The sequence below is a fragment of the Streptomyces sp. TRM49041 genome (assembly GCF_008271805.1).
Classification (GTDB): Bacteria; Actinomycetota; Actinomycetes; order Streptomycetales; family Streptomycetaceae; genus Streptomyces.
Genome location: NZ_VSRY01000146.1, coordinates 106,662 through 128,557, shown reverse-complemented (window position 1 = coordinate 128,557; position 21,896 = coordinate 106,662). Strand labels below are relative to the sequence as shown.

Here is a 21,896-nt window from a genome sequence, read left to right as displayed (position 1 = left end):
GCAATCCCAACCAGACATCGCGATCACCCTAGATGATCAATTCCAAGTCAGTGGTCGTAGGCGGTCAGTGAGCGTAGGACGGGCTGTCCGGTGTGGTCGTTGTGCCAGATCGCGGCGGTCAGCGCGAGGATGCGCTGCATGACGCGGGCGATCACGCCGCCCGTTGTGCGGCCTCGGTGCTGTTCGAGGTCGAGCTGTCCCTTGAAGGTCTCGTTGACCGACTCGATGACCTGCCGCAATGGTTTGAACAGGGCTCCGCCGGGCCGCTGCCGTTCGCCCTTGCGGGCCGGCCGCAGCAACTGGATGTGCAGCTGGGTAAGTTCGCGTTCGAAGTCGCGGCCGAAGTAGTTCTTGTCGCCGATCAGTGTCTGGCCGGGCCGGCCAGCGACGAGGTGCGGTTCGGCCGCGAGCAGGTCCAGCAGGGTTTCGCGTTCGTCGGCCTTGGCCCCGGTCAGGACGAACGCGACGGGCAGGCCCTGGAGGGTGCACACCAGGTGCAGGCGCAGGCCCCAGAAGAAGCGGCTGTGACTGGCGCAGTACCCGTACTCGGCCCATCCAGCCAGGTCGGAGCGTTTCACGGTCTCCCGCGAGCGTCCGCACTCCACCGGCGTGGAGTCCACGATCCACACGTCATCACTCCATACCGAGGTGTCGGCGGCCAGCAGCCGGGTGACCCGCCGCAGCAGCGCGGCGGCCTTGCGCAGGCGCTTGTTGTAGCCGGACTGCTGCGGCAGGTACGGGAAGAGGTGCCGCAGGTGACCGCGGGCGTGGCGGAGCCACCTGGCCTCGGAGGTGAAGCCGAGCATGGCCTGCATCATCGCCAGCGTGACCAGCTCCGCGTCGGTGAGCTGCGGGGCGAGCCCGACGGCCGGACGCCATGGCGCCAGATGCGGAGACGCTTTCAGCAGGTCGTCGGTCTTCACATAGAGTGCCGTCGCGAGGGTGTCCAGGTTGTTCGTCACAAAGCGATCTTGGGTGCCCTCGTTTTCGTCTCCGTCGGCACCCCTTGACCTTGATCATCCGGTGAGTCTTGTCCCACCACCGGTACGCAGAAAGGACCGTGGCATGTCCAGCGACCGTCTCATGCGCATCCGCAGCGCCGAGTTCCAGGCCATGGCCGAGAGGGTCCTGCAAGTTACCGAGCTCACCTCCCGCCTGAACGTCCTGCCTTTCGAAGACGAAGCGGGCAAGGCGGAACTGCTCGAGCAGATCCTTGGCAAGCCAGTGCCGCCGAGAGTCACGATCTATCCGCCCTTCTACACGGACCATGGCCTGAACCTCGACCTCGCCGAGCGCGTCTTCATCAACCAGAACTGCACGTTCCTGGACTATGCCGGGATCCGGCTCGGCGAGCGCGTGATGATCGGACCGAAGGTCACGTTCATCACCAGCGGCCACCCGGTTGATCCCGAGGAGCGGCGGCTGCACCTCACCGGCGCACCCATCGACGTGGCGGAGAATGTGTGGATCGGTGCCGGTGCCACGATCCTGCCCGGCGTCAGCATTGGCCGTGACGCCGTGGTTGCCGCTGGCGCGGTCGTGGCCGATGACGTTCCGCCGGCAAGCTTGGTGACCGGTAGTAAGGCAACCGTGCACCGAAAGTGGTGACGGTCTCTTCGGGGCCACGCCGAGCCTAACTGCGGGCAGCCATAACCACATCGGAAGCCTGGAGTCTTCCCCCGAAGCAACTGACTCCAGTCCAAGGTGCAAGAGCCCCTCCGCTCGCCCCCCGACCCCCTTGGAATTGATCATCTAGGGCGCGTCGCGCGACAGCGAGATGACTTAGGGAGATCACCGACGCACCAGTATCCTCGAAACCGAGGTATGGCCGCTTGGACTCCCCTAGATCGCCCGCCCTGACGGTGGACATCCGTGCCGCGGCGGTCCAGGACCACCGCTACGCCCCCGTGACAACTGCCCAGCACAACGTTGCCCACTCCGAAAGCCCGAGGGACAGAGACTGGGCTTACCCCGCATTGTGGACACTTCTGAGAAGCGGATCTTCGGGTCCGTGGAAAGGATGTCCTCATGGGTACTGCGAGGTACTCGGAGGAGTTCAAGCGGGACGCGGTCGCGCTGGTGGAGTCCAGTGGGCGGCGCATCCCGTCGGTGGCGCGGGAGCTGGGTGTCAACCCGGAGTCGCTGCGCCAGTGGGTCGCGCGCTCGCGAGCGGAAGCGGCCACGTCTGGGGCGGGCGGTGAGGGCCCGTTGAACCCGGCGGAGCGCGAGGAACTGCGGCGCCTGCGCAAGCAGGTGCGCGAGCTGGAGAAGGAGATCTTGAGGAAGGCAGCCGCGTATTTTGCCAAGGAGATGGGTCGATGACCGGCCGCTGGCGGTTCATCTCCGACCACCGTGACCTGTACGGGCTACAGCGGCTGTGCCGGGTGCTGGACGTGTCAGCGTCCGGCTTCTACCGGTGGATCTCCGCGGCAGCCGTCCGGGCCGCCCGGAAGGCCGCCGACGAGGACCTGGGTGCGCGGATCGAGCAGATCCACGGAGAGTCGAGGCGCCTACGGCGTCCCCAGGATAACGCGGCGGGTAGGAATCTCATCTCGGGGAGCCGCGCAACCGCGTCCCTGACCAGGGCGCGGTCCCGATCGGTGACTTGGCGATCGCCAGGCAGGAGTCCTGCGACAGCCTCCCACCGTCCTGCGGGTGTGCCCAAACCCTCCCGACCCGGGCCCGGTCGGCCACCCGGCTCGAAAAACCGCAGGCCAGCACCACGGCATGAACCCGGGAAGACCGTGAAGCGAGCCGAAACCCTCACCGAACACGTCCGCCTGAGACAGCAGCGAGGTTAAAGATCAAGCCAATGCCTCACGAACTGCAGCTGCCGTGACCGAAAATTATGTTGACTGGTTCGCGGCGGCCTGCAAGCGTGATCATCATCGGCCGGGGAATCGCGGAGATGGACCAACCCAAAACTCTTGGGCAGCCTTAGGGGGACCTTTGGAGCGGCAGGATGGATTCCTGCCGCCCAAGGCTGCTCTTGTTCACGCCATTGGAGGGGTGCCCTGACTGCCCACATGACTGACGCGGTGCTCGCAGAATCATCGAGGGAGATTCTCGAGCAGTGTCCGACACCGACGTCCACCACCGGTCTTGTGATTCGGAGATCCGACCAGCGGATGTTCGAAGGTCAAGCCGAGTCGGCCATTGACGTCCGGAAGTCGCTCCACGTGGAGGAGGTTCCGTTGCCGGACCTCGCGGCCGACGAGGTGTTGGTCGCCGTCATGGCGTCGGCGATCAATTACAACACCGTCTGGTCCGCTATGTTTCGGCCGATCCCCACATTCCGGTTTCTTGATAAACTTGCTAAAGGAAATCCCGACTTCGCCCGCCATGCAACCGACCAGCATGTTCTGGGTTCGGATGCGGCCGGAGTCGTCGTTCGAGTAGGGCCGTCCGTTCGTCATTGGCGCGTCGGCGATCACGTCGTTGTAGGCACCCTGCATACGGATGAACAGGATCCGATCACGCAATGGGACGGGATGCTTTCCACGTCTCAGCGCGCCTGGGGATTCGAGACGAATTTCGGCGGCCTCGCCCACTACGCGATCGTCAAGGCGACTCAACTGCTCCCCAAACCCGCTCACCTCACCTGGGAAGAGGCGGCCTGCAACACCCTGTGCCTGATGACGTCGTACCGGATGCTGATCAGCGATCGCGGTGCCCGGGTCAAGATCGGTGACTTGGTGCTGGTGTGGGGTGCGACCGGCGGTCTGGGGGCTTACGCGACCCAGTTGGCGAAGGCGGCCGGCTGCCAGGTGGTCGGCGTCGTCAGCAGCGCGTCGAAGGTGGAACTTGCGCGGTCGATCGGATGCGACCTCGTCATCAACCGCTACGACGCGCCCGGTGCCGACGGGCTCTCGTCCCTTGAGGGTTGGCGGTGGCTGGGCAGCCGAATACGGGACCACTTCGGCGAGGACCCACACTGCGTCTTCGAGCACGTGGGCCGGCCGACCTTCGGTGCCTCCGTCTACCTCGCTCGTCGCGGCGGCACAGTCGTCACCTGCGGTTCGAGCCACGGCTACGTGCATGAGTTCGACAATCGTCACCTGTGGATGAATCTGAAACGGATTATCGGAAGTCATGGTGCCAACTACCAGGAGGCAGCCGAGGCGAACCGACTGGTGCAAATGGGCCGGATCATGCCGGCTCTCTCCGAGGTGCATCCGTTGACCGAGTCGGCGGAAGCAGTCCACCGGGTGCATCGAAACGTCCACATCGGCAAGGTCGGGGTGCTGTGCCTGGCCCCCAGTGAAGGCATGGGCGTCACAGACCCCGAGCTTCGGGCCAGCATCCCGGCGGAGCGGCTCCGCCTTTTCCGCAGCGACGGTCCGACCGTCAAAGGCGCATGACGATGTCTTTTGTGGACCTGATCGTGGAGACAATCGAACAGTGTCCGGACGTCGTCGCCGTGCGGGACTCGAAGCGGGCACTCACGTTCCGTCAGCTCGGCGGGCTGAGCGCGGCCCTCGCCGGGTCCATTCAGGACACCGCCGGATCCTACGAGCCCGTCGTGATCGACGTGCCGCGCTCGGTGGGCATGGTGGTCGCGAGCCTCGCCGTGCTGCGATCGGGGCGAGGGTGCGTCCCTGTTGACCGCACCCAACCGACGCGGCGGACCGAGACGATCCTCGCGAACACCGGTGCGCGCTATGCGATCCGCGAAGCGGAGCCGGCCGACGGCGGTGCCCTGGAGTTCGACGTCACCCCGCTCCCCGCCGCGGGCCACCGGTCCAACGACCGCGCGGACGAGCTGGCGTATGTACTCCACACCACCGGATCGACCGGAGAGCCCAAGGGCGTGGCGATGGGACGCGGGCCCCTGTCGGGTCTCGTGGATTGGCATGTCCGCACCGAGGGCAGCTCCACCGCCCCGCACACAGCGCAGTTCGCGGCCGCCACGTTCGATGTCGCCTGGCAGGAGATCCTCACCAGCCTGGCCCTCGGCGGCACGCTGCACATCGTCCCCGACGACGTGCGGCGGGACCCCGCCCGCCTGCTCGACCATCTCGCCGTCGTCGGCATCACCCGCGTGTTCCTCCCCACGGCCATCCTGCAGGCGGTGGCGAATCGCGGCCGGAGCGGACCAAGGCTCACCGCGCTCCAGCACGTCTTCGTGGCCGGTTCACAGCTTCGTATCACGCCCGAGATCCGCGCATGGTTCGCCCACCTCGGGAGCGCTCGGCTGCACAACCACTACGGGCCTACGGAGACCCACGTCGTCACCAGCCACACGCTTGGCCAGAACGCGTCACAGTGGCCCGACCTGCCGCCGATCGGCCAACCACTCCCCCACGTCTCGGTGCGCATCGCCGACGCCGACAACACCAACCCGCGGGCCGACGAGTCGGGCGAGGCGGGGGAGCTGTTGCTGGGCGGGGACTGCCTGTCGTACGGCTACCGGAACCGTCCCGAGCTGACCGCCGAGCACTTCATCGAACGTGACGGCCGACGGTGGTACCGCACCGGGGACCTCGCCCGTCACCGCGACGGCGAGCTGTGGTACCTGGGCCGTATCGATCGCCAGGTGAAGATCGACGGGCACCGCGTGGAGCCGGGCGAGGTGGAAGCGCTCCTCGCGCGCCACCCCGACGTCAGTGACGTGCACGTGGCCGTCTCCAACGACGGGCAGGGCCGGCCGCGACTCGTGGCGTATGTGGTGTCGGAGTCGATACCGACAGTTCCCCCGCCGGAGGACGACCGTCCGACGAGTGGGCAAGGCGGGCGGAGTGGGCAAGTGCTGGGTGTACGGGAGGCGGATCCACCGTGGAGGGACTTCCTCGCCCCGCTGCTACCAGGACCCTCCGTTCCATCGCTCTGGATCCGGGTTGACACGATTCCCTTGAATGCGCACGGCAAGGTGGACGCCGCGCGGCTCCCGGACGTCGCGCGCGACCGCCCGTCGCTGTCGGTCACGTACTCGGCCCCCAGGACGTCGTCGGAGCGACTCATCGCAGGCATCTGGGAGACCCAGCTCGATGTGGTCGGGATCGGCCGTGACGACAACTTCTTCGACCTGGGTGGCTCCTCGCTGCTCGCCGCCGCAGTGGTCGGCGACATCTCGGCCGCCCTGGGCATCGAGCTCCCGCTCGTCGAGGCGTACGCGCACCCGACCGTGCGAACCCTGGCCCAGCACCTGGACTCCCGCGATCTGCCGGTCACCGCTCCCGTGCGGCGACGTGTGCGGCGCCCGACCGGTGACGGCGCCGACATGCCAGTGGCCATCGTGGGCCTCGCCTGCCGGTTCCCTGATGCCAGCACTCCGGCGAGGTTTTGGTCCAACCTGGTGACCGGCCGGGAAAGCATCACCCGCCACGGCGACGGCCCGGACGAGCGTGGTCGCACGCGCGCGGCGGGCATCCTGCGTGACATCGAGCTGTTCGACGCCGGCTTCTTTGGCATGTCTGGTGAGCAGGCGCGGCAGCTGGACCCGCAACACCGACTCTTCCTGGAATGCTGTGCCGAGGCGTTGGAGGATGCCGCTTGCGTACCGCGGCCGGATCTGTCGGTGGGCGTCTACGGCGGCTCTGGCCCGAGCACCTACTTGCTGAACAACCTGTTGCCTGGGCAGGGGGTCCGATCGCTGACGTCCTCCGTGGAGGATTTCAGCCTGCTGATGGCCAACGACAAGGAGTTCATGGCCGGGCGGGCGTCGTATGCGCTCGACCTGCGCGGCCCAAGCCTGAATGTGAACGCGGCCTGCGCCACCTCGCTCTACGCCCTGCACGCCGCGACCCAAGCCCTGCGGTCCGGCACCTGCGATGTCGCACTGGCCGGTGCGGCGTCGATCTCGGTGCCGCAGATGTTCGGTTATCTGTACCAGGAGTCCATGCCGTTCTCGCCGGACGGCCATTGCCGGGTGTTCGACCGCGACTGCGCCGGCACGGTGTTCGGCAACGGCGTCGGTGTGATCGCCCTCAAGCCGCTGGACGCCGCGCTCGCAGCCGGTGACGACATCTACGCGGTCGTCCGCGGCAGTGGGATCTCCAACGACGGCGCACAGAAGGTCGGCATGACCGCGCCCAGTGTGGCCGGGCAGGAGCGGGCGATCCGGATGGCGCTGGACGCGGCCGCGATCGCCCCCTCGACGATCCGGTACGTCGAAGCGCACGGCACGGCCACCCCGGTCGGCGACGCCATCGAGATCGAGGCGCTGCGGCGCGCCTACGGGCCGCTGCCCGTAGGCTCGTGCGGCATCGGCTCCGTCAAGGGCAATCTCGGACACCTCGGATGGGCATCGGGTATGGCGGGTCTGCTCAAGGCGGTGCTCATGCTCCGGCACGGACAGGTCCCGCCGACCCTGCATTTCCAGCAGCCGAACCCGGAGCTCAGTCTCGGGAACAGTCCTTTCACTGTCGTCGACCGGCTCAGCCCGCTTCCGACGGAGGACGGCGTCACCCGGCTGGGGGTCAGCGCCTTCGGTATCGGTGGGTTCAACGCCCATGTGATCCTCGAACAGGCACCGGAGCGGACGGCGCGTGAGGAGGAGCAGCGCCGGTGGTACGTACTCCCGTTCAGCGCCAGGTCCGACGCCGCACGCGGCCGCGTCCTGGAAGCCTGGCGTGACGACGCGCTCAACTCCGTTGCCGTGCCTGACACCGCCAGAACTCTCGGCACGGGCCGACGCCACCACGCTTGGCGCACGGCTGCCGTGGTGGCCGCCGACGAGGCCATCGCCGACGGGCTCAGCCGGGTCGGCGGGGACCACGCGGCAAGTCCGCGTCCAGGCACCGGATCGGTCGTCGGGCTCTTCGCCGGACACGGCGTCGAGCGCCGCGGGACGGGGCAGGAGCTCTATGACACCGAGCCCGTCTTCCGCACGGTGCTCGACAGCTTCGACACCGTGACGAAGGCCGAGCTGGGCACGACCGTAAGCAGCCTGCTGTATTCCCCCGACAACCGAGATCTGCCGATCGACGACCCGGTCGAGGTGCACGCGCTCACCTTTGCCGTCCAGTTCGCGCTGTTCCGGCTCATGGAGTCCAAGGGCGTGCGGTTCGACGTGCTCCTGGGACACAGCATGGGGCAGTACGTGGCCGCTTGCGCGGCGGGTGTGTTCTCGGCCGAAGAAGGCATGTACGTCGCCATCGAGCGGGGCCGGGCGATCCAGGACACCGCGGCGGACGGGACCATGATGACCGTGGTCGCGGATGCCGCGACGGTGATGCGGCTGATCGAAGCGACCGACTCCCAGGTGGACATCGCGGTCGTCAACAGCGACCGCAACACGGTGGTTTCGGGCCTTGCGGAGGACCTCGACGGGTTCGGGGCCGCCGCGGCCTCGGCCGGACTCGAGGTACGTTCACTCGGCTCGCTGCGAGCCGGTCACTCTCGGTGGATGCGACCGGCGGCCGACCGCCTGCTTCACGCGTTCGGCCGGATCTCACTCAATCCGGCCACCCGTACGGTCATCTGCAACACGACCGGCGACATAGCTGGTGACGACATCGCGACGCCGGCCTATTGGGCACGGCATCTGTGCGAGACCGTACAGTTCGGGCCCGGGCTCGCCCGGGCCGGGGAACTCGGTGCCGGCTCGTTCTTCGAGCTGAGCGGCTCCTCCGGCCTGCTGTCGCTCGCGCACACCGTGCTTCCCGACCATCCCGGCCCCTTCGTCCCCGTTGTGCGCGCGCGCCATGACGCGTCGCGCAGCCTGGCTCAGGCGCTGGCCTCGGCGTACGAGGCTGGCCTGGACCTCGACTGGGACGCCGTCAACGGCGACGGGGGTCGTCCGGCACACCTGCCCACCTACCCGTTCGAGCGACGCCACCACTGGACTGGGCCGTCGGCCGTCTGGTCGGGCGACTACGGCGTCGAAGACGCGGGCCGGGCGCCGATCCACGAGGTCCGTTGGCTGCCGCATCCCCTGCCGGATTCCCGTCCACCCCTCGCCGCGGGGCAGGCCGTCGCCGTCGGCCCCGATGGCCCCTGGAGCGCCACGGTCCGTGCCGCTCTGTCGGCCGAGAACGACTTCTCCGAGGGGCGCGACATCGTGGTCCTCTTCGAGGAGGACGACCTGGACAGCGGAGTCGACCCGGTCGAGGCCCTGCGTCCGTGCATCACGCGCGTGCTCGATGTGGTGCGGGGCGCGATCTCGGATCCCGTCGGCGACCCGCCGAGGCTCTGGCTCGTGACCAGGGGTTCACAACGAGTCTCCGCCGATGACAGGGTGGCCCCCCTGAACCGTGCGGTATGGGGTCTGGGCCGGGTGGTTGCCCTGGAGCAGCCCCAGCTCCGCACGGTCCTTGTCGATCTCCCGGCGGCTTCTGCCGCGGCCGATCTCGACATGCTCCGTTCGTGCCTCGCCAGTGGTACGGCGGAGCGCGAACTGGCCATCCGCCAGGGCACTCTGCTGACCGCGCGCCTGGCCGCCGCCGCGCCACAGGATCATCCACCGGCGATGCTCCGCGCGGACCGGACCTATCTCATCGTCGGCGGCTTGACCGGCTTCGGACTCTGGACTGCCCAGGTCCTCGCGGACAGCGGAGCCCGGCATCTGTTGCTGGTCGGCCGTCGCCCACCCGGTGAACGCGCCGAGGAGCGCATCGCGGAGCTGCGCGCGGCTGGTGTTTCCGTCGAGACGGAATCGGTTGACGTGTGCGACGAGGATGCCGTGGACGGGCTCTTCGCCGACCGTCGGGCCACTCGTCCGATCGGTGGCATTGTGCACAGTGCGGGGATCCTCGACGACTCCCTCGTGGACAAGGCGTCCTGGACCACAGTGGCCCCGGTGCTAACAGCGAAGGTACGTGGAGCGTGGAATCTGCACCGGTCCGCTCTGCGGCATCAGGCACCTCTGTCCTTCTTCGCCATGTACTCGTCAGCTACTGCGGTGCACGGCAACTACGGGCAGGCCGCGTACGCTGCCGCCAACGCGTTTCTCGACGGCCTGGCCCAGCTGCGTTCGGCCATTGGCCTGCCCGGTGTGTCGTTCAACTGGGGCGTACTCAAGAACGCCGGGCACGTCAGTGATGACGCCGAACTCATGGCGGCACTACGGCAGCGCGGCCTCGGTACGGTCGACGCCGGCGTGGCCGAGGCGGTGCTGCGCCGCCACCTGTGCGCCGACACAGCCGAGGTGCTGGTCCTGCCGAATGACTGGGAGGTGTTCCTCGACGCCCACGATTTGAATGACGCCTCGTTCTACGCCGAGCTCAGTGCGACCGCGTCACCAGTGCGAGCTCCACGTCCGCAGACATCGCTACGGGCACAGCTCGATGGGGCGCCTCTCACTGAACGCACGGAGCTGCTCGCGCGCGCCATCGCGGCCATGATTGAGCGATACATCGATCTGCCGACCGCACTCGGACCGGACGACCCGATCGCAGATCTCGGTCTGGACTCACTGTCGATGATCCAGCTGCGGAACACCCTGCAGAGCGCGCTCCAGATGCCGTTGCCGCCACGCCTGCTTCTGACCCACCCCACCATCGCCGGCATCACCGAGTCCCTGCTGGCTCGCCTGGACGATCTCTCCACCGAGGAGTCACCGGAGATCAGGCCCGCGCTCTCCCTGGAGCAGCGTCGCTGGCTCAGTCTGACCCGCGGGGCCGGCTATGGATTGCGGGTCGTGCCGGCGATCTTCCACGACCGGCTCGACCGGGCCGCGCTGCGCGTCGCCCTGCACACGGTCGTCGACCGGCACGAATTGCTGCGGCAGTACTACCCGGAGGCGAACTCGATCACGGTGCTGTCGGCCGACGAGGTGCTGCCGCCTGAGGACGACCTCTTCCGGGACCTCTCGACCATGGACGAGGAGGACTGCGCCGAGGCTGTCGCTGGCGAGCTGCGGCAACTCCGCGAGGAGATACCCGATCCGGTCGAGCATCCGTCGTGGCGGGTTCGTTGCCTCAATCTGCCGGATGACCGGTTCATGGTGGCCGTGGCCGGCCAACACCTGGAGTTCGACGGATCCGGGCTGTCGGTATTCGTCGGTGAACTGCGCCAGGTCTATCGTGAGGTCCGGGACGGCGGAGCAGTACCCGACCTCGGCCGGACGGTCCAGTACGCGACGTACACGCGGGCTCAGGCCGACTACCTCGCCGACTCGATCGAACGGGAGAGGCCCTACTTCGCCGGGCTGTTCGCCGGCGTGCCGGGCCGGACCCGGCTGCCCGGCGCCGACCAGGGCGGTACGACCGAGGCGCACCCTTCGCTGCGGTACACACCCAGCGAACCACTGGCGAACATGGACGACATCCGGGGCGTGGCGAAGGAACTGGAGGTCACTCCGTTCTCGGTCGTCCTGAGCACCTACGCGGCACTCATGGCGGAGGTCGTCGGCGCGCCCGCGGTGTGCGTGTCCATGATCCGCAGTTCTCGCTTCGACGAGCGGTACGCCGGCACGATCGGGCCCTTCACCATGCCGTTCCCGGTGCCGATCCACGTCCAGGGCTGGGGCGCCCGCGAGCTGGTCCAGCAGGTCGACGACACGCTGGCGACCCTCTCCACCCATCCGCAGTACCCCGCCACGGACCTGCTGACCACGGCCCGGGCGTTCACCGGGCTGCCGCTGGACACCTACTTCAGTGACGTCGGCATCAACTTCACCAGCTACCGCCGCGAGGAGCAGACGGGCACGCCACGCGTCGACCTCGTCGAGGTGCTCGGCGAGGTCGAGCACCCGCTCCTGCGCCGCTACGACTTCGGCTCGCTGCGCCGCATTCCCGGGCTTCACCTCGTGGTGGCGGAACAGGGGCCGGATCTGGTCGTCAACTACTGGTACCACGCGCACCGCTTCGCTGAGGCGACGGTGGCGACCTGGGCCGACCGTCATCGGGCCCTCATGGCGTCTCTGCTGGCCGCCGACACACGGGAGTCAATCAATGTCGCGGTCGACTGATCTGTACACCAGGCGGGCCGAGTCGTACGCAATCGGCCGTCCGGAATATCCACCGGACGCGCTGATGCCGCTGACGGCAATCGTGGGTGTCGCTCCACCCGCGGAGATCGCCGACATCGGTTCCGGGACGGGCATCCTGACCGGCAGCCTGCTCGGCCTCGGGTACCACGTGTACGCGGTCGAACCCAACGAGGCCATGCGGTTGGTGGCCGACCGCGTACATCTCGGCCACCGGGGTTACCGCTCGGTCGCGGCGGCCGCGGAACGTACCGGGCTGCCGGACCAGTCGGTCGACGCGATCACCGTGGGGCAGTCGCTGCACTGGTTCGACCTCGCGCAGGTACGGGTGGAGTTCGCCCGGATCCTGCGGCCTGGGGGCGGGCTTCTGGCTTTGTGGAACGAGATGCGATGCCGCAACTGCGCGTTCTGCCAGGCGCTCGAAGGCGTGCTGATCAGCCTGCTGCCCGCCTACGCGGCGGCCAGGGCACAGGCACCGGACCCCGTTGAGCTGGTGACCGCAGCCATGCCGCCCGGCACCTCGATACACCCGTCCCACCTCCGGCACGAGCAGCACGTGACAGAGGAGGGGCTCTGGCACCGGATCCACTCCACGTCCTATGCCCCGGAACGCGGCGACCCGTTGGCGGAACAGCTCAGGCATGCGCTGGCGGTGCTGTTCCGTGAGCACGCCGCCGACGGGCTGGTGACCCTCCACTACACGACTACGGTCATCACCGCGGTGCCGCCCGGTTCGAAGGGAGTGCGGCCGTGATCACGATCCGCCCGCTGACGGCCCACGGCCTCGGAGCTGTGGTGACCGATGTCGATGTGGCCCACCCGCTCGATGAGCCCACGTTGGACCTGCTCGTCGAGACTCTCTACACGGCCGGCGTGGTCCTGCTGCCCGGCCAACGGCTGACTCCCGAGTCGATGCGGGCGTTCGCCGAGGCCCTGGGGGTGCCGGAATCCGTGCGCCCGGCCGAGCATCGGCTTCCCGGCATGGAGCACATCCGGCTCCAGTCCACCATCGCGGGCAGCGGGGTGGACGGTGGCGGCATGTACTGGCACGCCGATGGTTCCTGGCAGCCGGTCCCCACTGCGGCGACGCTGCTCGGTTGCATCGTCGCGCCGGAGTGCGGCGGGACAACCAGCTTCGTCGATGGACGTGCCGTCCATCGCGCTCTGGCACCGGAACTCCAAGTAGAAGTCGGTGCCTTGGCGGGCTTCTATCCGGTGCGCGAGACCATGGCCGCCGATCACATGGCGTCCGGCATCGACGACCCCGACATGTTGGCGTCGTTGAAGGACGTCCATCACCCGCTTGTCCGCACGCACCCGGCGACGGGTGAGGCCGCGCTGATCCTGAACCAGATGATGCTGGCGAAAATCGCTGACTACGACCGGGATCGCGGTGCGGCACTCTTGGACGAGCTCTACGCGACCGTCGAGAGTACCGCCTTCACTTACGTCCACGAATGGACCGACGGTGACCTGCTCGTGTGGGACAACCGGATCGTCATGCACCGTGCCCAGCCGGTTCCGCCGGAGGCGACGAAGGTCACGTGGCGGATCACCTTGCATTCAATCGAGCGAACCGTCGCCGCGGGCGGCACCGGGAAGGGAGCATAAATGGAAACGAGCGAGCTGCTGGATGCCGACACGCTGAGCCGGTTCAAGCAGGACGGCTTCGTCAAAGTCAGCAACGTGTTCCCTGTGGAGCTGGTCAGCCGACTGCGCGACGCGCTAGTGGCGGAGCGCACCGCGTACAACGCCGGGGAGCGAGACGGTGATCCCCGCTATACCTTCGCGCGGACATCCTCCGTCCAGGTGATCTCGAACCTGTGGCGGATCATCGACGAGTTCGCCGACCTGTCGGTCCACGCCAAGCTGGCCGAGATCGCCGGTCGGCTCATGGGGATGGACCGCGTGCGGCTGTACCACGACTCGATGCTCTACAAGGACTCCGAGAACAGGGCCGTCCCGTGGCACCAGGACGAGTACTTCGCCCTCCTCGAACGGGTGGTCACCGCCTGGGTGGCACTCGCCCCGGTGCGCCGTGAGGACGGTGCGGTCATCTACGCCCGTGGCTCCCACCAGGACGGCCTGTTCAACAAGCAGGGCATGTCGGACGAGGAGGTAGCCGAACTCCTCCAGGAAAAGGGGTACGAGTTCTGCTGCCCGGACATGTCCCCTGGTGATGTCCTGTTCCACACGGGAACGCTCTTCCACCGGTCCGATCGCAATGAGACCCAGGACCCGCGCTACGCGTTCACCGCGTTCTTCTGCGAGGACGGTCAGCGGTTGCGGGCGCAGCCGTTCGGTATCGACCTCGTGGACCTGGTCTACTTCCCGGGTCGGGAAATCGGCGACCTGGCGGACTCGCGGTACAATCCTTTGGTCTATAAGCGGGGGGTCGAATGACCACGATTCGCGAGCTGCCGATATTCGATAACGACTTCAAGGCCGATCCGTTCCCGTTCTACGACGAGCTCCGGGCCTCCGGGTCGCTTGCCCAGGTGCGGCTCCCCACCGGGGTTGTGTGCTGGTTGCTGGTCGACTACACGCACGTCCGGGCGCTCATCAATGATGATCGTCTCTCGAAGAACTCCCGGTTCGCCGGGCCGAGCTGGCATTCCGTGCACATCAACCGGGATGGTGAGACGTCAAGGCCGGTCCTGGAGCACCTGCTGACGGTGGACGCGCCGGAGCACACCCGGCTGCGTGCCCTTGTCGCGCCCGACTTCCGGCCGCGTCGGCTGGCCACGCTGCGGCCCATGGTGGAGGCCGTCGTGTCCGAGGCGCTCGATCGCCTGGACCCGGACACGACGGTCGACTTCGCCACCGAGTTCGCCGCGCTCGTGCCCCTGATCGTCATTTGCGAACTGTTGGGGGTCCCCGTAGCGGACCGGCAGCGGTTCCGTCGCTGGGCCGAGCTCCTCATGTCCGCGGACGAGACGGAGCAGGCGCTCATCCCGGGCGCGGCGCGGGAGCTGTCCGACTACCTGCTCGCCCTGGCGGACGAGCGGCGGGCCGCCCCGGACGGCTCCCTGTTCTGCCGGCTCGTCCAGGCTCGCGACCGGGGCGAGATGACGGACCGGGAGCTGACCGCGATGGGGTTCATCCTGCTGGTCGCGGGCCATGAGACCACCGCCGGCCTGCTCTCGGCCGGTCTGTTGGCTCTGCACGAGACGCCCGGGGCATGGCAACGCCTCTGCGACGCACCGCAGGACACCCCTCGCATCGTCGAGGAGCTGCTCCGGTTCTGCTCCCCGATTGAGGTGGCGACACCGAGGTTCGCCCGCGAGGACATAGAGGTGGGGACGCAGACCATCAAGGCCGGTGACACCGTCTTCCTGAGTCTGGCTGCCGCGAACCGCGACGGCAGCCGGTTCGACCAGCCCCACGACGTCATCGTGGACCGGGCGGGAGGTGGTCACCTCGCGTTCGGCCTGGGCCCCCACTTCTGCCTGGGCGCGGGTCTCGCGAGACTGGAGGGGGAGGTGGCGTTCGCCGCCCTCAGTAAACGCTTCCCCGACCTCGCGCCTGTCGGTGGCCAGGAGACACTGATGTGGTCGCCCGGACTACTTCTCCGCGGTCTCAAGACACTCCCGGTGCGGCTTCGTCCAGCCCTGGACCGGCCATGACCGGGCGCGTCCATGGTTCCGTCCACACCGGATTCGCGGCGGTTCGGGATGTTCTGAGCGAGCACCTCTCCGCCGGCCTGGACTTGGGCTTCGGCTTCTCTGCCTACCACCGCGGCGAAGTCGTCGCCGATCTATGGGGCGGGCATGTCGACGTGGACCGGCGACTGGACTGGCTTCCGACCACGCTGCTGCCGCTCACATCGATCACGAAGACGGTGCTGACCACCACGTTGTGGCGGCTGGCAGAGCTGGGTGACGTGGACATCGAAGCGCCTGTGAGCAGCTACTGGCGAGAGTTCGGCGCCAACGGGAAGGCCGACATCACGGTGGCCACCGTGATGTCGCACCGGGCCGGAATCCCCGCGTTTCCGGATCCGATCACTCTGGCTGACGAGCTTGAGTGGTGGCCCGTCGTCCGGAAGATCCAGAATCTGACTCCCTTGTGGAAGCCGGGGGAGGCTCACGGATACCACGCCATCGTGCTTGGTTTCCTGACCAGTGAGCTCATCCGGCGGGTCACCGGGGCGCCGGCGAGCGCGGCTGTCCGTACACATGTCATCGACCCTCTCGGCATCGACCTGCACATGTCACTGAGCTCGGATGACACACGGCGTCTCGCCGAGGTGCTACCCCCGTCCGACGACCAGGTGCCCGAGGTGGTGCCCGCAGGGCAGCGCGAGTATGTTGCCGGCTTCGTCGATCAGGACTCCCTGCTGTACCGGGCAACATTCGGCTCCACCGCCATGACCTTCGAGGACATGAACAACCCGGCGTATCACAGCACGGAGCGCCCGGCCGCCTACGGCACCGCGCACGCGGTCGCGAAGATGTTCGCCGCCCTCGTATCGGACATCCCCGAGGGTCGGCTGCTCAGCCCGCGGTCTGTGCGGATGGCGGCGTTGGAGCGCTCGTCGGGAATGGACGAGGTCTTCCGCCTCCCCACCCGCTGGGCCGGCGGCTTCATGCTTCCCGGCGGTCCACTGTGGCCAGATTTCGGGCGCCCCGCCTTCGGGCACATCGGCTCCACCGGCGCACTGGCCTTCGCCGACCCGGAGTACGAGTTCTCCTTCGCGTTCCTGCCCAACAAGATGAAGAGCGTGTACGAGGTGCCGGACCGCCGCGCACAAGCGCTGATCCGTACTTGCTACGCGGCGCTCGAGGGGATGTGAAACAAGGGAAGCGATCCGCCCTCAAGTCATCTACCCGACTGCCGGGCGGCCGTGTTCGCCCCCGACGGTCACTGGGCTCATTTCCATCGGAACCGATATGCGCACTGAAAGATGCAAAGGCAAGCCGGACCAATCTCTGCCAGTACAACATCTTGCGGCCGTAGTGGTTTGACCTCGCGGCTATCGCTCCCCTCGGGAATCAGCCCGACATGTCCATATATCGACGCCCTGCACTTTTTCAATTATGAACGTGATGTCAGGGATTGGAGCTGGCCGCATCGCCATCACGGCCGACGCGGTCAGCACGCCGGCATGGGAGAGAGGGCAGCGTTCTGTGGTCAGGGCTGTGGGTGCCGAGCGGGCAGCGCACCAGGAGGTTGCCGACCAGTCTCGCCATTGTCATGCCGACTTTAGTGCCCATCGCAGTCAATCCAGCCCAGTAAATACGCGCGCTATCCTACGTTCGCCGACTCCCCTTATTTAGGCGTCGTCTCCAGCGCGTTCGCCGTAACGCGGCGGGTGCCCCACCATCGATCAGCTACAATCTCACCTCATGGCGAGCGTACTTACACCTCAGGCAGAGGACTTTCCCCGCTGGTACCAGGACGTCGTGGCAAAAGCCGAGCTAGCCGAGCCGGGTCCGGTGCGGGGGACGCAGGTCATCCGGCCGGTTGGGTATGCGATCTGGGAGCGGATGGTCTCCGAGATGGACGCTCGCATCAAGGCGGCCGGCGCCGAGAACGCGTCCTTCCCGCTGTTGATCCCGGAGTCGTACCTGCGCCGTGAGGCCGAGCACGTGGAAGGCTTCGCGCCCGAACTGGCAGTGGTGACCGTCGGCGGCGGCAAGCAGCTCGACGAGCCGGTCGTGATCCGGCCAACCAGCGAGACGGTCATCGGTGAGTCCATGGCCAAGTGGATCCAGTCCTACCGAGACCTTCCACTGCTGCTGAATCAGTGGGCAAACGTGCTTCGCTGGGAGATGCGGACCCGACTGTTCCTGCGGAGCGCGGAATTCCTCTGGCAGGAGGGTCATACCGCCCACGCCACCGAGGCCGACGCGCGCGCGTACGCCCGCCGGATCCTGCACGAGGCGTACGAGGACTTCATGGTGCAGGTGCTCGCGATCCCGGTCCGGGTCGGACTCAAGACAGCCCGGGAGCGGTTCGCCGGCGCGACACGCACCTATACCTGCGAAGCGATGATGCGCGACGGCAAGGCCCTGCAGATGGGCACATCGCACGAGCTCGGCCAGAACTTCGCCAAGGCTTTCGACATCGATTACCTGTCCTCCGAGGGTCGCCAGGAGCACTGCTGGACCACGTCCTGGGGCACGTCCACCCGGATGGTCGGCGGCCTCATTATGTGCCACGGCGACGACAACGGGCTGCGGGTGCCGCCGAGACTGGCTCCAGTCCAGGCGTATGTGACCGTCGTCAAGGACGGCGACGGCGTAATGGCCGAAGCGATGAAGCTACGGGACGCCCTGCGCGACGCCGGAGTCCGGGTCGGTTTCGACGACCGCGTCGATGTGTCGTTCGGCCGACGCGCGGTGCAGGCAGAGCTCCGCGGCTACCCCGTGCGTATCGAGCTCGGTCCGCGTGACCTGAAGGCTGGCAACGTGGTGCTGGTGCGGCGCGTGGACGGGACCAAGACGCCCACGCCGCTGGCCGAAGCCGTGTCGGCGGTGCTCGAAGCGCTCGAGGCCGACCAGGCGGCGCTCTTGGAGGAGGCGACCCGCCGCACCGAGGAGCGGACCGCCGATGTCACCACGCTCGAAGCGGCCATCGAGGCGGCTGGGGACGGGTTCGCCCGGGTGCCCTGGGTCAAGGTCGGCGCGGACGGGGAAGCGAGGGCGAACGAGGTGGGGGTGTCCGTGCGTTGCCTGACGAGGGCGGATGGCTCCGTGCCCGACAGCGACGACGAAGCGGACCTGGTCGCCTACCTCGCCCGATCGTATTAGCACCACCACATGGCCCCGCAGGAGCATCGCCTACGCCACTGCTCCTGCGGGCTGTTGAGTCGGCCTGAAGCGCGGTTCCGGTGTTGCCACCGGCCCGTTTCTCCAGGCCGGTCTCCGAAACGACGCGTCAACAGCGATCCCCTGTAAGGGGACTGCGCTCAGTCTCCCTGATCCCCACCTGACGCCTCACGAGTGCAGGTGGGCACCCTCCGGCACACCGAGCTCATCAAAGTCGTGCACGGCGAGCTGCCGAAGCCTGTCGGCCACGGCGTAGGCGAGAGTCGTCTTGCCCGAGCAACTGGACCCGGTGAGCTTGATCAGCATCGCTCCAGAGTGCCAGCGCCCCTACACCGTTCTCCACCAAAAAACGTACTCTTCGCTGGGTTCTCGCCTCCGGTGTGGGTCAATTGTGCAGCGAGACGACGCTCGTGATGGCGTCATGCAGCGCCTGGAGGTCTTCCAGAGACTCAAGAACCACGTCGGCCCCGGCATCTCTCAGGACGGGAGCCGGGGTCTTCCCTGAGGCAACTGCGGCGACCGCGGCACCGCCTTCGAGGCCCGTACGCACGTCCTCAAGGGAGTCACCGATGATGACGGTGTTGGAGCGGGTGAAGGTCGCCCCGTGCTTCGCCTGGGCGCGCTTCTGCGCGATGGCGACGAGCGCCGGCCTATGGTGGTCGTCGGAGGCGTATCCGCCGATTTCGGCGTCGACGTAGCCTCCGAGGTCGAAGGCCGCGAGCTTCAGCAGGGCGTTCGGCTTGAGGTTGCCCGTGACGACGGTCGGTACGCGATCGGGGCGGTCGTGGACCGATCGCAGCGCCTCCATAGCGCCGGGCATGAGGACGCCGTGTTCGCGCAGGTCTTCCGTATGAGCGGTAAGGCGTTGGGGGACGAGGTTCACCATCTGCGGCAGCAGCTCGGGGAGGTCGTCCTCTGAGACGCCGTTGTCCAGGAGGAGGGATCGAATCGCGAGGGGCATCGTGACGCCGGTGCCGCGGGCCGGGAGGTGCTCGGCGCGGCGACCGACGACCTCGGCGAAGGCTTCACGGTAGACCTGCCGGTCGATGTCACCGACGTACAGCAACGTACGGTCGATATCCCACAGGATCAGAACCTGCTCCGCCTCGGTCACGTTCAGCTCCTCGTTCCCATCACAGCGGCAGCCCGCTCCTGTAGGTCCCGAGCGTATGCGGTGTGATTCACCGGCTGCAGCTCGGCCAGCATGCTCTGGATGTGATCGTTCAGCCGGGCGGACTGGAGCTGCTCGGCAAGGTCGAGTGCTTCATGCGCCGTGACGCATCCGGCGTCGACGTCACCTTCCCGGATGTGAGCCGACGCGGCGCGGGTGAGGAACAGGCCACGGGTGCGCTGATCAGCTGGGTTGAGTGCCTTCCGCGCCAGGGTGAAGCTGACCACCGCCTTGTCAGGCTCGCCTAGGTCGAGATAGCAGCTACCGGACTGTCCGTGGATCTCGCCCGCGTTGATCCAGTACAGCCAGTCCGGGTCGTGCTCAGATCGGCCTTGGACACAGAGGTCCGCGGCCTGATCGAGCGCGGCGATCACCGCTTGCTGCTCGCCGAGCTTCGCATGCCCGCGTGCCTGTCGGGTCAGCAGCATGGCCTCCAGAGCCGGGGCCCCGAGGTTCTTGATCTTCTCGCGGGCGGCCTGTGCCGCGATCACCGCGTTACGCGGGGCACCGGTGGAGTAGCCATGGATGGCCATGTAGGAGAGGGCACCAGCTCCCAGTCGGATGTCACCGGAAGCCTTGGCGGCGCGGAGCGCGGCGAGCAGGTATCCAGGGGTGCCGTCGTGATCTCCGGAGTCGAAGGTGAACCAACCTGTCTGGGTGGCGGTGTCGGCGATGATCGCCGCGAGCCGTCGGCCCGTTGCTTCGTCGTATGAAGCCTGTTGGACGAGGCGCTTGAGAAACGCGAGGTGCGCGTCGCCGAGTTCGGCGAGGGTGCCGCTGCCGGTGCTCGCGTCCATGGCCCGCAGGCTGTCTGTGGTCTGCTGCAGGCTGTCGAGCAGCCCGTTGGTTAGCCGGCTTCCTTGTGCCGCTCGTGCAAGCGGCTCGGCTTCGGCGGTGCCCCATTGGTGTACGAAGGCGGTGAGCGCGACACCGCTCACCGTGAGGAATTGACGGCGGTCCATCTCGCTGCCTCCAACCGCGGTGCCTAGTGCCGCCACCATACGGGCCGCGGTCCATGGCAGGACCGGGTCCAGGTCGCCAGCGGACGGCTGTGAGAGCGCGGGTGCTGCGCGCGGAAGCGGGAGCGGTACGAGTTCGGCGGGTACACCGAAGCCGGCCAGGAACTCGACAATCTTGTCGATATTGGTGAGGCGTCGGCTGCCCGACTCGAGCATGGATAAGAACGCCTGGCTGAGTCCGGTGAGTTGTGCAACGTCCTCTTGCCGTAGGGAGCCCCGCTGGCGGACCAGGCGGCTGGTTCGGCCGAAGTCCCAGGCCGCGAGGGCCTGGCGGACATCGGGATCGCGCCATACGCGTTGCGGCACGGTCGGGGTGTGGCGTTCGAAGGAGTGCGCGCGGAGGCATGCAGAGCACAGGGAATCGGAGTTGTACTGACTCAGCTGGCAGCCGCACCGATCGCAGCGCCTCGGCACCTGCTGAAGCACCTCTTGCCTCCCCGTTGTAGCGAGAGCGTGCAGGATTCAACTCCCGCTGGCTGACTCGGAATCACTCCAGTGATATCACCCGGGGAATGTGTGGACTGGTGGTTCGGCGATCAGTCTGTAAGTCCCGCAGTCCGCACCTCAGGCGAACAGCCTGAGAGTGTGACCATTCGGACGCGTCTGAGTGCTTCGGACTACAGGGGAATGCGTACTCGTCGCTCTCTCTTCCATCGGAGTCCAAGGTGTCCTCGGCCTTACACGCGGGTTCGGCAGGGAACCCGTCGCCGTCGCTCATCAGCCTGTACGTGTGGCCGCTGAGGCCGCCTCGGGCCGTCGGAGCGGATGTCTCGTTGGGGGTGTCACGTGGCCGTTAGCATCTCCGCCGTCGTGCTCCTGGGCCTCCTCGTCTTCATCTTCGTCAAGAAGGCCGGGTTGAACGTGGCTCACGCCATCGTGTGTGTCTTGTTCGGGTTCTTTCTGGCCGGGAGTTCCGCCGCACCCAGCATCGGGGACGGCGTTCAGAACGTGATTCAGCTGATCGGCAGGATCAGCTTTTAGACCGGCCGTCGGTGCGCAGGCGAGGTAGACGCTCCCCTCCCTCTGCCCCTGCGCCCCGACGGTCCTTCCCCTTTCTGCCCCCT

Annotated in this window: 15 protein-coding genes and 1 pseudogene; 12 read left to right on the top strand and 4 right to left on the bottom strand. The window is 67.4% G+C overall.

Annotated features, from left to right (window positions below):
* Nucleotides 1-47: 47 nt before the first annotated feature.
* Nucleotides 48-962, bottom strand: coding sequence for an IS982 family transposase (locus FVS66_RS20910; RefSeq protein ID WP_149182705.1), 915 nt, complete (start codon nucleotides 960-962; stop codon nucleotides 48-50).
* A gap of 103 nt (nucleotides 963-1,065) precedes the next feature.
* On the opposite strand from FVS66_RS20910, the gene FVS66_RS20905 reads away from it, so the two are divergent.
* From FVS66_RS20905 to proS, 11 genes and pseudogenes are all read left to right on the top strand, one after another.
* Nucleotides 1,066-1,608: a DapH/DapD/GlmU-related protein gene (locus FVS66_RS20905; protein WP_187645631.1), complete on the top strand. Its 543-nt coding sequence runs from the start codon at nucleotides 1,066-1,068 to the stop codon at nucleotides 1,606-1,608.
* Nucleotides 1,609-2,028: 420 nt separating this feature from the next.
* On the top strand, nucleotides 2,029-2,322 hold the full coding sequence (locus FVS66_RS20900) for a transposase (protein WP_149182704.1): 294 nt from the start codon (nucleotides 2,029-2,031) through the stop codon (nucleotides 2,320-2,322).
* 326 nt (nucleotides 2,323-2,648) lie between these two features.
* Nucleotides 2,649-2,801 (top strand): annotated as a pseudogene (locus tag FVS66_RS36605) (transposase); the annotation flags it as partial.
* 225 nt (nucleotides 2,802-3,026) lie between these two features.
* Nucleotides 3,027-4,361: a crotonyl-CoA carboxylase/reductase gene (ccrA, locus tag FVS66_RS20890; protein WP_149182702.1), complete on the top strand. Its 1,335-nt coding sequence runs from the start codon at nucleotides 3,027-3,029 to the stop codon at nucleotides 4,359-4,361.
* On the top strand, nucleotides 4,358-11,851 hold the full coding sequence (locus FVS66_RS20885; RefSeq protein ID WP_149182701.1) for a type I polyketide synthase: 7,494 nt from the start codon (nucleotides 4,358-4,360) through the stop codon (nucleotides 11,849-11,851). Before ccrA ends, FVS66_RS20885 begins: the two co-directional genes overlap by 4 nt.
* 64 nt (nucleotides 11,852-11,915) lie before the next feature.
* Complete coding sequence (locus tag FVS66_RS20880) at nucleotides 11,916-12,623, top strand: class I SAM-dependent methyltransferase (protein WP_187645630.1); 708 nt, start codon at nucleotides 11,916-11,918, stop codon at nucleotides 12,621-12,623.
* Entirely contained in the window at nucleotides 12,620-13,480 is an 861-nt protein-coding gene (locus FVS66_RS20875) for a TauD/TfdA family dioxygenase (protein ID WP_149182699.1), read from the top strand. Before FVS66_RS20880 ends, FVS66_RS20875 begins: the two co-directional genes overlap by 4 nt.
* Nucleotides 13,481-14,272: a phytanoyl-CoA dioxygenase family protein gene (locus FVS66_RS20870; RefSeq protein WP_149182698.1), complete on the top strand. Its 792-nt coding sequence runs from the start codon at nucleotides 13,481-13,483 to the stop codon at nucleotides 14,270-14,272.
* The gene (locus tag FVS66_RS20865; RefSeq protein ID WP_149182697.1) at nucleotides 14,269-15,495 is read left to right on the top strand and encodes a cytochrome P450; all 1,227 of its coding nucleotides are present in this window, start codon (nucleotides 14,269-14,271) and stop codon (nucleotides 15,493-15,495) included. Before FVS66_RS20870 ends, FVS66_RS20865 begins: the two co-directional genes overlap by 4 nt.
* Nucleotides 15,492-16,664, top strand: coding sequence for a serine hydrolase domain-containing protein (locus FVS66_RS20860; protein ID WP_149182696.1), 1,173 nt, complete (start codon nucleotides 15,492-15,494; stop codon nucleotides 16,662-16,664). Before FVS66_RS20865 ends, FVS66_RS20860 begins: the two co-directional genes overlap by 4 nt.
* A gap of 553 nt (nucleotides 16,665-17,217) precedes the next feature.
* Nucleotides 17,218-18,624: a proline--tRNA ligase gene (gene proS, locus FVS66_RS20855; protein ID WP_149182695.1), complete on the top strand. Its 1,407-nt coding sequence runs from the start codon at nucleotides 17,218-17,220 to the stop codon at nucleotides 18,622-18,624.
* A 186-nt stretch (nucleotides 18,625-18,810) separates the two neighbouring features.
* On the opposite strand, the gene FVS66_RS35160 is transcribed toward proS, so the two are convergent.
* The 3 genes from FVS66_RS35160 to FVS66_RS20845 form a co-directional block, all read right to left on the bottom strand.
* Nucleotides 18,811-18,948, bottom strand: coding sequence for a hypothetical protein (locus FVS66_RS35160; RefSeq protein WP_187645635.1), 138 nt, complete (start codon nucleotides 18,946-18,948; stop codon nucleotides 18,811-18,813).
* A gap of 79 nt (nucleotides 18,949-19,027) precedes the next feature.
* A complete protein-coding gene (locus FVS66_RS20850) occupies nucleotides 19,028-19,756 on the bottom strand; it encodes a haloacid dehalogenase-like hydrolase (RefSeq protein WP_149182694.1) in 729 nt (242 codons plus the stop codon).
* Between the two features lie 2 nt (nucleotides 19,757-19,758).
* Nucleotides 19,759-21,138 (bottom strand): helix-turn-helix transcriptional regulator, encoded by a 1,380-nt coding sequence (locus FVS66_RS20845; protein ID WP_187645629.1) that lies wholly within the window; start codon nucleotides 21,136-21,138, stop codon nucleotides 19,759-19,761.
* Nucleotides 21,139-21,618: 480 nt separating this feature from the next.
* On the opposite strand from FVS66_RS20845, the gene FVS66_RS20840 reads away from it, so the two are divergent.
* Nucleotides 21,619-21,813, top strand: coding sequence for a hypothetical protein (locus tag FVS66_RS20840; RefSeq protein WP_149182692.1), 195 nt, complete (start codon nucleotides 21,619-21,621; stop codon nucleotides 21,811-21,813).
* The last annotated feature ends 83 nt before the right edge of the window (nucleotides 21,814-21,896 follow it).

Bases quoted from the DNA above. Each gene is read 5' to 3' on its own strand.
- proS (WP_149182695.1), top strand. From the start codon at position 17,218: ATGGCGAGCGTACTTACACCTCAGGCAGAGGACTTTCCCCGCTGGTAC.
- FVS66_RS20880 (WP_187645630.1), top strand. From the start codon at position 11,916: ATGCCGCTGACGGCAATCGTGGGTGTCGCTCCACCCGCGGAGATCGCC.
- FVS66_RS20905 (WP_187645631.1), top strand. From the start codon at position 1,066: ATGTCCAGCGACCGTCTCATGCGCATCCGCAGCGCCGAGTTCCAGGCC.
- FVS66_RS20860 (WP_149182696.1), top strand. From the start codon at position 15,492: ATGACCGGGCGCGTCCATGGTTCCGTCCACACCGGATTCGCGGCGGTT.
- FVS66_RS20885 (WP_149182701.1), top strand. From the start codon at position 4,358: ATGACGATGTCTTTTGTGGACCTGATCGTGGAGACAATCGAACAGTGT.
- FVS66_RS20870 (WP_149182698.1), top strand. From the start codon at position 13,481: ATGGAAACGAGCGAGCTGCTGGATGCCGACACGCTGAGCCGGTTCAAG.
- FVS66_RS20865 (WP_149182697.1), top strand. From the start codon at position 14,269: ATGACCACGATTCGCGAGCTGCCGATATTCGATAACGACTTCAAGGCC.
- ccrA (WP_149182702.1), top strand. From the start codon at position 3,027: ATGACTGACGCGGTGCTCGCAGAATCATCGAGGGAGATTCTCGAGCAG.
- FVS66_RS20900 (WP_149182704.1), top strand. From the start codon at position 2,029: ATGGGTACTGCGAGGTACTCGGAGGAGTTCAAGCGGGACGCGGTCGCG.
- FVS66_RS35160 (WP_187645635.1), bottom strand. From the start codon at position 18,948: ATGCTGATCAAGCTCACCGGGTCCAGTTGCTCGGGCAAGACGACTCTC.